This is a genomic window from Micromonospora cathayae, from assembly GCF_028993575.1.
In the GTDB taxonomy this organism is placed as follows: domain Bacteria; phylum Actinomycetota; class Actinomycetes; order Mycobacteriales; family Micromonosporaceae; genus Micromonospora; species Micromonospora cathayae.
In genome coordinates this window covers 3614315-3626465 of sequence record NZ_CP118615.1, presented here as the reverse complement: position 1 = coordinate 3626465, position 12151 = coordinate 3614315, and the positions used below count along the sequence as shown (strand labels likewise).

Genomic DNA, 12151 nt, shown 5'->3' with positions numbered 1-12151 from the left:
GCGACTGAGGCCGCGTCCTGGCGATTCCAGGGTCGGGCCGGGATCACGGCGCGTCGCCGGCATGGTGCTGGTCAGGGTCGCCCGCACCGCGCTGACCAGGCGCGTCCCGACCCGGCCCTGACCTGCCGGCGACGCCGGCTCGGCCCCGGCTCAGGGTGAACCCTGCGTTTTCCCTGGGGTTGGGAGGGACAGGTGGACGCCCCTGTCGATACGGAGCCAGGCTACTGATGTACCTACCCCTCCACACCCAGAGGTGATTGCCCATGCGCCCGCTGCGGCGAGTGCTGATCTTCGCCACCGTCGCCGTCGTGCTGCTGTGCGCGGCCGGCGTGGCGGGGGTGGCCTGGATGTTCAACTCCACGACCGTCTCCACCGCCGGCAAGATCGACTTCGTGCACGCGCTGCCGGTGCCGCCGCTGGCACCGTCCACCGTCGACGCGCAGGGACGGCGGGTCTTCGAGCTGCGGGCCCAGACCGGACGCCACGACTTCGGCGACCGTACCGCCGACACCTGGGGTTTCAACGGCGCGTACCTCGGCCCCACCCTGCGGGCCGCCCGGGGCGAGCAGGTGCTGGTGAACGTCCACAACGGTCTGGACGAGGAGACCACCGTGCACTGGCACGGCATGCACCTGCCGGCCCGGATGGACGGCGGCCCGCACCAGATGGTGCCGGCCGGCAGGAGCTGGTCCCCCACCTGGACGGTGGACCAGCCGGCCAGCACCCTGTGGTACCACCCGCACCCGCACGGCGAGACCGCCGCGCACGTCTACCGGGGACTCGCCGGGATGTTCCTGATCGACGACCCGGCCACCTCGGTCGCCGACCTGCCGAACCGGTACGGCGTGGACGACGTGCCGGTGATCGTGCAGGACAAGCGGTTCGCCGGCAACGGGAACCTCAAGGAGGGCGCGCCGCTGTTCAGCGGGGTCGGCCTGCTCGGTGACACCATCGTGGTCAACGGCGCGACCGCCCCGTACCTGGACGTGACCAGCGAACGGGTGCGGCTGCGGGTGCTGAACGCGTCCAACGCCCGGGTCTTCGACTTCGGCTTCGCCGACGACCGGGAGTTCGCCCTGGTCGGCACGGACGGCGGGCTGCTCGACCAGCCGTACCGGATGAACCGGGTGATGCTCTCGCCGGGCGAACGGGCGGAGATCGTGGTCGACGTGCGCCCCGGTGAGCGGCCGGTGCTGCGCAGCTACCCGCCGGACATGGGCGCGGACGCCTGGCAGGAGCGGTTCAACGGCGGCGAGGACACCTTCGACGTCCTCCAACTGCGGGCCGCCGACCGGCTGGCGGAACGGCCGGAACTGCCGGCCACGCTGGTCGACACGCCCCGGCTGGACCCGGCGCAGGCGGCGCAGACCCGGTCGTTCACCTTCTCCGGCACCCGGATCAACGGTGACGCGATGGACATGGACCGGATCGACGCCACCGTCACCAAGGGCACCACGGAGGTGTGGGAGGTGCGCAGCCAGGAGGCGCTCCAGCACAACTTCCACGTGCACGACGTCCAGTTCCAGGTGCTCGACGTGGACGGACGGCAACCGCCGCCGCAGCTCAGCGGCTGGAAGGACACCATCTACCTCTACCCGAACCGGCAGTACCGGATCATCGCCCGGTTCGCCGACCACGCCGACCCGGACACGCCGTACATGTACCACTGCCACATCCTGTTCCACGAGGACGAGGGGATGATGGGGCAGTTCGTGGTGGTCGAGCCGGGGCAGCGGGCGGGCACCCCCGGGGGCGGCCACGACCACGGCGGCCAGGGTGCCGGGCACGCCGCGCACCAGGGGCACGGCGGCTGACGTATCCCTCCCCGACGCCGGTCCTCCCCGTCGGAGGGCCGGCGTCGCGCCGTCTCCGCCCCGGTCAGTGGCCGGGCGGGATGTTGTGGTTGCGGTGGAAGATGTTCTCCGGGTCGTAGACCCGCTTGAGGGCGGTGAGTCGCCCGAGATCCGCCGGCCGGTACGCCGCCGCGGTACGGCTCGGGTCGGTGAGGAAGTTGAGCAGCACTCCCCCGGTCGCGTACGGCCGCACCCGCCGGGCGAAGGACGCCAGGTACCCCCGGGCCGCCGGCACATCGGTGGGGCGCAGGTCCGGGGCCACCGCGAGCAGCGCGTACGTCGCGTCCCGGTGTCCGGCGGGCCCGTCGTCAGGGCCGGGACGGGTCAGCGCCCCGCCGACGTGCCGCAACTCGATCACGGTCACCGGTGACTCGTCCGGGCTGGTCCGGTCGGTGCCGTGGATCTCGGCCAGCAGCACCTCGATCAGTTCGTCGCTGAGCCCCTGGAGCAGGTCGGTGTGCGCCTGGAGGATCTGCGGTGACGGTTGCGGGCCGTCCAGCAGGTCGGTCGCCGGCCAGGCCAGTTGACGGTACCCGCCGAGCAGCGGCGGGCCGGCCACCGCCAGCAGCGGGGCCAGCGCCCGCCGCCCCTGGTCCGGCGACCCGGTGTGGCAGACCCGCAGCGACAACACCGGCCGGCCGCGCAGCGGCTCCGGGGTGGCCGGCAGGTCGGGCAGCCGGAGCAGGCTCAGCACGCTGGAGAACTCGTCCGGCAGGTCGGCCGCGTGGTCCCGGTGGTACGCCAGGATGTCGCCGGCCCGCTCGGCCGGGAAGTAGGCCAGCCCACCGTAGACCTCGGTCACCGGGTACAGCCGCAGCAACAGTTCGGTGACCACGCCGAAGTTGCCGCCGCCACCGCGCAGCGCCCACCACAGGTCCACGTCGTGGTCGGGGCCGGCGACCAGCCGGTTGCCGGCGGCGGTCACCACCTCGGCGCGCAGCAGACTGTCGGCGGCGAAGCCGTACCGGCGGGACAACCAGCCGAGCCCGCCACCGAGGGTGTACCCGGCGACGCCCACCTGGGACGAGGAACCGGAGATCGGGGCCAGCCCGTAGCGCGCGGCGGCGGCGATGACGTCACCCCACCGGGCCCCACCACCGACCCGGGCGGTGGCCCGCTCGGGGTCGATCTCGACGTAGGTCAGCCGGGCCAGGTTCAGCAGCACCCCGTCGTCGGTGGGGCGTACGGTGCCGTGCCCGGTGGCCTGCACGCCGACCGGTACCTCGAACTCGCGGGCGGTGATCACGGCCCGTGCCACGTCCGCCGCGTCGGTGACCTCGGCCACCAGCAGGGGCTGCTGGTCGACGTCGCGCCGCCAGGCCGAGCGGCCGGCCTCGTAGCCGGCGCCGCCGGGCAGGTGCAGCCGGCCGTCGAACTGGGGCCGCAGCCGGCGCGCGACGGCTTCCGGACTCCACGGGCCGGGACCACCGCCGAACGGGCCGGTCTGCGGGTCGAGGCCACAGACCGGGAGGAAGAGCCCACCGCCGGGCGTGGTCGGGGCGAGGAAGGAGACCGGGCCGGGGGCCGGCGCGTCCCGGGGCAGCCCGCGCGCGCCGGGAAGCCCGCGCTGGCGCGCCGCGTCGGAACGCATGGCCCGGGCGCAGGGAAAGGCGATCTCCGGCCCGGTCCGGCCTGGCCTGCGTCGTTTCATGGGCGCTCCTCGTCGTGTGCCACACCTTCCGTCACCAGAGCATGACAGAAGGTGAGAGCGATCGGAATCGCTAGTCACCGGTACATCAGGGCGGAACCGGACAACCACTATGTTCACTGATGTCGATCAACCTGACCACCATGCGTCACGCCGAAATGACCCGCAGTCGACACCCCTAGGGGTGGGTCCGACGGCTGCCGGGAGCGGGCGGAGACGCCCCGGGCTGGGGCTACATTTGGTGCCATGCCCGCCATCACCGTGGACGACGTCCTCGTCCTGCCACGCCTGCCCCGGCTGGACGACGGCGACACCGCCTTCCGTCCGGTCCGCCGCATGGTCACCGCGCCGAGCGGTTTCGAGGGCGAGGGGTTCCCGGTCCGCCGGGCCTTCGCCGGGGTGCCCGTCACCGAGCTGGACCCCTTCCTGCACCTCGACCAGATGGGCGAGGTGGAGTACGCGCCCGGCGAGCCGAAGGGAACCCCGTGGCATCCGCACCGGGGTTTCGAGACCGTCACGTACATCATCGACGGTGTCTTCGACCACCAGGACTCCCAGGGCGGTGGCGGCCGGATCACCAACGGCGACACCCAGTGGATGACCGCGGGTAGCGGCCTGTTGCACATCGAGGCCCCGCCGGAGCACCTGGTGGTCAGCGGGGGCCTCTTCCACGGCCTCCAGCTCTGGGTGAACCTGCCCCGGGTGGCGAAGATGAACCCGCCGCGCTACCAGGACATCCGGGGGAAGGAGTCGGCCCTGCTGACCACCCCCGACGGCGGCGCGCTGCTGCGGGTCATCGCCGGTGAGGTGGCCGGGCACCGGGGGCCGGGCAGCACGCACACCCCGATCACCATCACCCACGTCACCGTGCAGCCGGGCGCCCAGGTGGACCTGCCCTGGCGGCCGGACTTCAACGCCCTGGTGTACGTCCTCGGTGGGCGCGGCACGGTCGGCACCGACCGCCGGCCGGTCCACACCGGCCAGCTCGCCGTGCACGGGCCGGGTGACGCGCTGCGCTTCGCCGCCGACGAGCGGCAGGACAGCCGTACCCCGGCGATGGACGTCTACGTCATGGGCGGGCAGCCCATCCGGGAGCCGGTGGCACAGTACGGCCCGTTCGTGATGAACACGCGCGAGGAACTCATTCAGGCCTTCGAGGACTACCAGGCCGGCCGGCTCGGGGTGATCCCGACCGAGCGGGTTCCGCACACCGACGGCGGTCCGGCCTCCTGAGGTGACCGGACGGGCGCTACCGGTTCCCGACCGGTGGCGCCCGTGTGGGGTCGTACGGTGTCCCAGGGGTGGCGGTCAGGAGACCGCGAAGATCCCCGCGACGCCCAGGATCACCATGAGCAGTACGGCCACCAGCGCTCCGCGCTCGCTCTCCACCGCCTGCGGGGCGTGCTGCTCGGACTGGGCGTGCGTCCTCTCGACCGGCATGGTGCGTGTCCTCCTCGGTGTCCGACTGATCACGGAATGGCCTTCGGTGGACGTCCGAAACGGCCACCGGCGTGCGGACCGACGATCCGGGCCCTACGGTGAGGGCGTCGTCGACCCCGGGAGGCTGGAGCGTGACCGTCGAGGACTGGTTCCTCAGCACTGGGGAACGCGCCAACCCGATCTCGGAGTTACCCGCCTGGGCCGACGGAAACCTTGCCGAGCCGTTAATTCACGGTGCCGCCTACTTCGACCGGCTGGTCCGGGAGGTCGAGGCGCTCGAGGCCGGCGACCACCTGTTCTTCACCGACTGGCGGGGCGACCCCGACCAGCGGATGCGCCCCGACGGGCCGACGGTCGCCCAGCTCTTCGCCCGGGCCGCCCAGCGCGGCGTGGTGGTCAAGGGGCTGATCTGGCGGTCCCACCTGGACACGCTGGCGTACAGCGAGGCGGAGAACCGCGACCTCAGCGAGACGATCTCGGCCGCCGGGGGTGAGGTCCTGCTCGACCAGCGGGTCCGCCGGGGTGGTTCGCACCACCAGAAGCTGGTGGTGCTGCGCCGTCCCGGCCACCCGGAACGGGACGTCGCGTTCGCCGGCGGGATCGACCTCTGCCACAGCCGGCGGGACGACGCGACGCACCGGGGCGACCCGCAGGCGGTGCAGATGTCCCCCCGGTACGGCCCGCACCCGCCCTGGCACGACGTGCAGCTGGCGGTGCGGGGGCCGGTGGTCGGCGCGCTGGACACCGTCTTCCGGGAACGCTGGACCGACCCGATGCCGCTGGACTCGGAGAACCCGATGGCGTACCTGCGGGACCGGTTGCGCGGCGCGGACCTGCGCCCGGACCCGCTGCCCGAGCAGCCCCCGGACCCGCCGCCCTGCGGCCCGCACCACGTGCAGGTGCTGCGCACCTATCCGGCGGTACGCCCGCGGTACTCGTTCGCCCCGGACGGGGAGCGGACGGTGGCCCGGGGCTACACCAAGGCGGTCCGCCGGGCCCGCCGGCTGATCTACGTGGAGGACCAGTACCTCTGGTCCAAGGAGGTGGCCGAGCTGTTCGCCGGTGCCCTGCGCCGGCACCCGGAGCTGCACCTGGTCGCCGTGGTGCCGCGCTTCCCGGACGTGGACGGACGGCTGGCGCTGCCGCCGAACATGGTCGGCCGGGAGCAGGCGCTGGCGCTGTGCCAGCAGGCCGCCGCCGACCGGGTGCACGTCTTCGACGTGGAGAACCACGACGGTGGGCCGGTCTACGTGCACGCGAAGGTCTGCGTGGTCGACGACGTCTGGGCCAGCGTGGGCAGCGACAACTTCAACCGCCGCTCGTGGACCCACGACAGCGAGCTGTCCTGCGCGGTGCTCGACGGGACCCGGGACGAGCGCGCGCCGGTCGACCCGGCCGGGCTGGGCGACGGCGCGCGGACCTTCGCCCGGGACCTGCGGCTGCGGCTGTGGCGGGAACACCTGGACCGCCCGGACGACGGCAGCGCGGACGACGATCTGCTGGACCCGGCGGACGCGGTCGCGGCGATCACCGCCGCCGCGGACGCGTTGCAGGACTGGTACGACCGGGGGCGGGTCGGCCCCCGGCCACCGGGCCGGCTCCGCCCGCACCGGCCCGAGCGGCTGGCGTGGTACACCCGGGCCTGGGCGTTGCCGGCGTACCGGCTGGTCTACGACCCGGACGGCCGGCCGCTGCGGGCCCGGCTGGCCGGCCGCTGGTGACCCGCCGGCCGGTTCTCCCCCGGGGCGGCGTGGTCAGCCGCCCAGGTGGGCGAAGGAGGCCCGGGGTGAGTAGAAGCCGTGCAGGATGGTCAGCGGGTTCGCCGGGCGCAGCGCCCAGACCGGGTGCTCCGGGCGGAGGAACTCCACCGACTCGACCTCGAACGGGCTGACCGGCTCGACCACGTACGGGTGCCGCACGTCGTGGGCGCGCCCGTCCCGCAGGGCCACCTGGCGTTCCCGCCCGCGCAGCACGGTGTGCCCCGGGTCACCGACCCGGACGCGGAGCCGGATCAGCGGTGCGCCGTCGGCCTCGGTGACGGCGAGCAGGGTTCCGCCGGTGACCGTCAGCCGGGTGTGGCCGGGGCGGGCCGGTACGCCGCTGGCGGCGGTGTGGTCCCGGACCCGGGGGCTGGAGGTGAGCTGCCAGGCCCACCAGCGGGCGGGTTCGTCGGCCGTGTCATGCGCAGGTCGGTCTCGGTCTGCCGGATGGCCGTCGGGGCCGGCCAGGGCGACCCCGAGCCCGGTGACGGAGTACGCCTCGAACCCGGAGGTCTGGGCGTCGTCGTCCACCACGTACTGGGTGAGCACCACCGGGTGGCCCGGGGCGGCGTGCAGTCCGGCCGGCAGGGCGGCGGCGACGGCGGCGGGGTCGGCCGGCAGCCAGCCGAGCTGGAGCATGCGGCTCTGCACGACGAGTTGCGCGGCGGCGTGGTCGGGCACGGCACCTCCGGGTGGACGTGCGCCCGACGGTACGTCCTGCGGTGACGCTGAGCAACGACGGGAAGCCGACAGTGAGCGGCTCCGCGTGCCGCGACCAGCACACGGTGACGACGTGGTAGCAGGATCGGCAATCCCGACCACCCTTGCCGGCTTTACCGGGAGCTTTGTCCGTTTCGTTGCAACATGAGGGATAAGCACATCGTACTTTCGGCTAGCTTTTGCCGGCACGATCAGGTTAAGGTATGTCTCGAACGGCCTAACTGAAGCTAAACCACAGCCTCATGTCTTTATCCGCGGACGAGGTGCAGGGAGGACCACCCATGACCGCGCCAACGATTACGCAGGCGGACACCACACCACCCGCCGCCCCGGAGAAGCTCGACCCCCGGGCCCTCACCGACAGCGCCGCCGACCTGCTGAACGCGATGGCCGCGCTGCCCGCCGGCCACCCGTCCCGGGCCGCCCTGCGGGACCGGGCCATCGAGGCCTGGCTGCCCCTGGCCAACCACCTCGCCCACCGGTACAGCGGCCGTGGCGAACCCACCGACGACCTGGCCCAGACCGCCGCCGTCGGCCTGATCAAGGCGATCGACAAGTTCGACCCCTCCCGCGGCGTCGACTTCGCCGGGTACGCCATCCCCACCATCATCGGCGAGCTCAAGCGGCACTTCCGCGACCGCACCTGGGACATCCGGGTGCCGCGGCGGCTCCAGGAGCTGCGGCTGGCGATCTCCGACGCGAACAGCTCGCTGCTACAGACGCTGGGCCGCTCCCCGACGGTCGCCGACATCGCCACCCACCTCAACCTCACCGAGGAAGAGGTCCTGGAGGGCCTGGAAGGTGCCCGCGCCTACAACGCGGTGTCCCTGTCCACCCCGACCGGCGACGGCGAGCGGGCCACCGAGCTGGGCGACATGCTGGGCGGCGAGGACGGCGAGTTCGAGCTGGCCGAGCTGCGGGTCGCCCTCGGGCCGGCGCTGGCCACGCTCGACGAGCGCGAGCAGAAGATCCTCACCCTCCGGTTCTACGGCAACCTGACCCAGTCGCAGATCGCCGAGCAGATCGGTGTCTCCCAGATGCACGTCTCCCGGCTGCTGGCCCGGGCGCTGACCAAGCTGCGCGGGCAGCTCGACGGCACGTACTGACCCATGTACTGACCACGGTACGACGAAGGCCGGGCCTGTGAGGTGGCCCGGCCTTCGTCGTGCCCGCCCCCCCGTTCAGGAGCGCCCCCGGCCCGCCACCGCCGTCAGGACCGGCCCGCCGCCAGGCACAGCTCGCCACCGCCAGGAACGGTCCGCCGGTCAGGAGCGGTCCCGGCCGGACCTCCCGTACAGCGGGACCGGCCGCTCCGGGCCGCCGGGCGGGGCGAGCAGCTCGGCCGCCGCGCCCTCCGGACCGAGACCGAGACGCGCGTACCCACGGGGATGGCGGGCGCGCAGCCGCAGCGCCCAGCCGGTGCCGAGCAGCGCCACCAGCGGGAACACGGCCGGGAACGCCCAGCGCGACACGGATTCCGCCGGCCCGCCGAGCAGCGTGCCGACGTCGGCCAGCGCCGCCCCGCTCATCGCGACCAGGGCAACGGTGGCCAGCCCGGGGGCGACCATCCGCCGCCACGGGTGTTCGCCGGTGGGCACCCGGACGAAGAAGACCAGCACCGCCAGCGACGTCACGGTGGTCGCCAGCAGCAGCCCGAGACCGCCCAGCACGGCGGCCCGGTAGAACAGGTCCCGTACCGGGTCCACGCCGGCGACCACACACCCGGCGATCACCACGAACCCGAGGACGCTCTGCGCGGCCGACGCCACCCGGGGCGCGCCGGTCCGGGGCGTGGCCCGGCCGAACGCCGCCGGCAGCACCCGCTCCCGGCCCAGCGCGAAGGCGTACCGGGCGACGCTGTGGTGCAGCGAGACCAGCGCGGCGAGCACCGAGGTGGTGAGGACGGCCAGCCCGATCGGCACCACGCCGGCTCCGAGGTGCTCCCCGGCCAGGTTGAACAGCAGCTCCACGCCCTGCTCCCCGGCGGCGGCGACCACCCGGTCCGGGCCGGTCGCCACCGTCGTCGTCCAGGCGGTGAAGGCGAGGAGCACGCCGACGGTCCCCACCGCGAGGTACGTCGCGGCGGGGACCGTCCGCCGGGGGTCCCGGCTCTCCTCGCGCAGCAGCACCGCCGACTCGAACCCGACGAACCCGATGACGGCGACGACGAACAGCGCGCCGACCCCCGGGGCGACCAGGTGCGCCGGGGAGAGCGGGGCGAGGTCCACCGTGCCGTCCGCCGGGCGGAGCAGTTGCCCCAGGTCGAACACGAGCAGCACGATGACCTGGGCCGACAGCAGGACGGCCAGCGCCGGTCCGGTGACGTCCACCCGGAGCACGCCCAGCACGGCGACCAGCGCCCAGGCGGCCAGGGTCAGCAGCCACCAGGACGGGGCGACCCCGAAGCACAGCACGAGCAGCGGCGCGCCGGCCGCGCCGACCAGCCCGTAGAGCCCGACCTGGAGGGCGTTCCGGGCGATCAGCGCGACCCAGGCCACGCCGACCCCGGCCGGCCGCCCGAGTCCCCGCGCGACGTGGGCGTGGAAGCCGCCGACGGTCGCGATCCGGTGGGACATCGCCACGTACCCGACCGTGAACAGGGCGAGCACCAGGGCGACGGCGAGCAGGGCCGGGGCGAGCCCGGTCCGCCCGGTCACCGCGTACCCGATGGTCATGGCGCCGGCCGCCACGGTCAGCGGGGCCGCCGCGGAGAGCGTGAAGAGGAGCACCGACGGGACGCCGCGCCCACCCGCGGCCACCGCTTCGGGGACGTCGTCCGGTCGGCCGGGGGTCGCGGACGGGTGCATCGGCGCGGGAAGCAACGGACGGTCCGATCGGAGGAGGGAGTGGCGGCCGCTAGCCGCGGAGCACGGCCGCGCCGACGGCGGCCTCGGTCTGCCCGACCAGTTCCCGCAGTGGCCGGGGCAGCGCCGGCAGGAGCACCCCGAAGCGACGCCGGGCGCGCGGGTCGGCGTCCCAGAGCACCTCACGGGTCAGCCCGGTGGCCGAGACCAGCCCGATCAGCAGGGCGTCCGGCACGGTGGGCGGCTGGGGGCGGTCCAGCAGGGCCAGCAACCGGGTGGCGGGCCAGGCCAGCGCGTTGCGGTCGGTGGCGACGTAGCTGACCGTGGTACGCAGCAGGCCGCGTTTCTCCTGCCGGCGGATCACCCCGGTCCGGCTGAGCCGTTCGCCCACGGCGGTGGCGGCCGTCCGGGCCAGGAGACCGAGCCAGGTGCGTACCGCCGGGTGCTGGCCCGCGCGGGTGAGCTGGGCCAGCACGGTGCCGGCCAGCGCGTCGCCGGGAGGACGACGGTCCAGCACGGACACCCGCCCGCCGGCGACCGTGATCCGTCCGGTGAGGATCAGTTCGCCGAGCAGGCCGGCGGCGAGGCCGAGGCCGGTGGCTGTCGGGTTCAGCCGGGGTCGGCCTCGGCTGTCGTCGTGGGCGATGAGGAAGAACTCGTCGGCGATGAGCAACGGTCCCTCCCGGTCGGCTCGTCCACAGTGATCTCAGGCCGGAGAAAAGAATGCACTCATGATCGATCTGATGCAACTCCCGGATTCGGGATGTTGCACAAGCGGGGCCGGTGACCTGCGGATAGAGCGCGTGGCAGACTCGCCCGCGTGACCGCCAGCCCCACCGTCCGTCGCCGCCGCATCGCCCGGGAACTCCGGCAGTTGCGGGAACGCGCCGGGATGACCCTCGATGTCGCCGCCCGGCAGCTCGACATGTCCAAGAGCAACCTCTCCCGGATCGAGAACGCGCAGATCGGCATCAAGCCCCGCGACGTACGGGCGGCCCTGGCGCTGTACCAGGTCACCGGGGCCGACGCCGAGGCGCTGATCGAGATCGCCCGGGGGGCGCAGCAGCGCGGCTGGTGGCAGAACTACAGCGACGTCCTGCCGGAGTGGTTCGAGTTCTACGTCGGACTGGAGGCCGAGGCGGCGACGCTGCGCACGTACGAGGCCGAGGTGGTGCCCGGCCTGCTCCAGACCGAGGCGTACGCCCGGGAGATCTACCGGCTGACCGCCGGCGAGGACGGGCTGGAGCGCAAGGTCGCCGCCCGGCTGCACCGGCAGAGCGTGCTGCACCGGGACGCGCCGGTGCAGATGTCGGTGGTGCTCAACGAGGCGGTGCTGCGCCGGCCGGTCGGCGGCGCGCCGGTGATGGCCGATCAGATGACCCACATCCACCGAGTAGCGCAACTACCGAACGTAACCATTCAGGTACTTCCATTCACGGCTGGCGGGCACCCCGCGATGAGCACGCCGTACGTGATCCTGCACTTCGCCGACGCCGCCGACGACGCCGTGGTTTACCTGGACAACCTCACGATGGGGCTGGCACTGGAGGGTGCCGGGCACGTGCGTGGGTATACCCTGGTGCACGAGAAGCTGTGCCGGATGGCGCTCACTCCGGCGGACTCCATGACCCGTCTTGAGGACGCTTCTCGCTACTTTGCGTGACCGCACCACGCTTCAGTGCAGACGAGAGGTACAACCACGATGACCGCCCCCGACCTGGCCCGTGCGCGGTGGCACACCAGCACGCGCAGCAGCGGCAACGGCAACTGCGTGGAGGTCGCCGGCGTCGACGCCCGGGTGGCCGTCCGGGACAGCAAGGACCGCGGCGGCCCGGTGCTGGCCTTCGACCGGTCGGCGTGGCACGCCTTCGTCGCCGGGATCGACGCCCTCCGCTGAACCGGTCGGGTCGGGAGACGGCCCGCCGG

11 protein-coding genes are annotated in these 12151 nt (G+C 73.5%); 6 read left to right on the top strand and 5 right to left on the bottom strand.

Translation table 11 applies throughout. From position 1 onward, the window contains the following. The first annotated feature begins 263 nt into the window (after nt 1–263). Entirely contained in the window at nt 264–1814 is a 1551-nt protein-coding gene (locus PVK37_RS16675; RefSeq protein WP_275028314.1) for a multicopper oxidase family protein, read from the top strand. A 64-nt stretch (nt 1815–1878) separates the two neighbouring features. On the opposite strand, the gene PVK37_RS16670 is transcribed toward PVK37_RS16675, so the two are convergent. Then, nucleotides 1879–3504, bottom strand: coding sequence for an FAD-binding oxidoreductase (locus PVK37_RS16670; RefSeq protein WP_275028313.1), 1626 nt, complete (start codon nt 3502–3504; stop codon nt 1879–1881). 243 nt (nt 3505–3747) lie between these two features. Between PVK37_RS16670 and PVK37_RS16665 the strand changes: the two genes are divergently transcribed. Then, nucleotides 3748–4734: a pirin family protein gene (locus tag PVK37_RS16665; RefSeq protein ID WP_275028312.1), complete on the top strand. Its 987-nt coding sequence runs from the start codon at nt 3748–3750 to the stop codon at nt 4732–4734. Between the two features lie 75 nt (nt 4735–4809). Here PVK37_RS16665 and PVK37_RS16660 read toward each other — a convergent pair whose 3' ends face one another. After that, nucleotides 4810–4941 carry a hypothetical protein gene (locus PVK37_RS16660; protein WP_275028310.1) on the bottom strand — a complete coding sequence of 44 codons (132 nt, stop codon included), beginning with the start codon at nt 4939–4941 and terminating at the stop codon, nt 4810–4812. Nucleotides 4942–5072: 131 nt separating this feature from the next. Here PVK37_RS16660 and PVK37_RS16655 point away from each other — a divergent pair, with 131 nt between their 5' ends. Then, nucleotides 5073–6662, top strand: coding sequence for a phospholipase D family protein (locus tag PVK37_RS16655; RefSeq protein WP_275028309.1), 1590 nt, complete (start codon nt 5073–5075; stop codon nt 6660–6662). Between the two features lie 33 nt (nt 6663–6695). Here PVK37_RS16655 and PVK37_RS16650 read toward each other — a convergent pair whose 3' ends face one another. Further along, nucleotides 6696–7382: a hypothetical protein gene (locus PVK37_RS16650; protein ID WP_275028307.1), complete on the bottom strand. Its 687-nt coding sequence runs from the start codon at nt 7380–7382 to the stop codon at nt 6696–6698. Nucleotides 7383–7702: 320 nt separating this feature from the next. Here PVK37_RS16650 and PVK37_RS16645 point away from each other — a divergent pair, with 320 nt between their 5' ends. Continuing rightward, nucleotides 7703–8527, top strand: a complete 825-nt coding sequence (locus tag PVK37_RS16645) for a SigB/SigF/SigG family RNA polymerase sigma factor (RefSeq protein ID WP_275028306.1) — start codon at nt 7703–7705, stop codon at nt 8525–8527. A gap of 159 nt (nt 8528–8686) precedes the next feature. Here PVK37_RS16645 and PVK37_RS16640 read toward each other — a convergent pair whose 3' ends face one another. Then, on the bottom strand, nt 8687–10228 hold the full coding sequence (locus PVK37_RS16640) for an APC family permease (RefSeq protein WP_275028305.1): 1542 nt from the start codon (nt 10226–10228) through the stop codon (nt 8687–8689). A 49-nt stretch (nt 10229–10277) separates the two neighbouring features. Further along, nucleotides 10278–10898 (bottom strand): GOLPH3/VPS74 family protein, encoded by a 621-nt coding sequence (locus tag PVK37_RS16635; RefSeq protein ID WP_275028304.1) that lies wholly within the window; start codon nt 10896–10898, stop codon nt 10278–10280. Nucleotides 10899–11045: 147 nt separating this feature from the next. Here PVK37_RS16635 and PVK37_RS16630 point away from each other — a divergent pair, with 147 nt between their 5' ends. Together PVK37_RS16630 and PVK37_RS16625 are read left to right on the top strand one after the other, a co-directional pair. Beyond that, a complete protein-coding gene (locus PVK37_RS16630) occupies nt 11046–11888 on the top strand; it encodes a helix-turn-helix domain-containing protein (RefSeq protein ID WP_275028303.1) in 843 nt (280 codons plus the stop codon). 39 nt (nt 11889–11927) lie between these two features. Then, a complete protein-coding gene (locus tag PVK37_RS16625) occupies nt 11928–12122 on the top strand; it encodes a DUF397 domain-containing protein (RefSeq protein ID WP_275028302.1) in 195 nt (64 codons plus the stop codon). Nucleotides 12123–12151 lie beyond the last annotated feature (29 nt).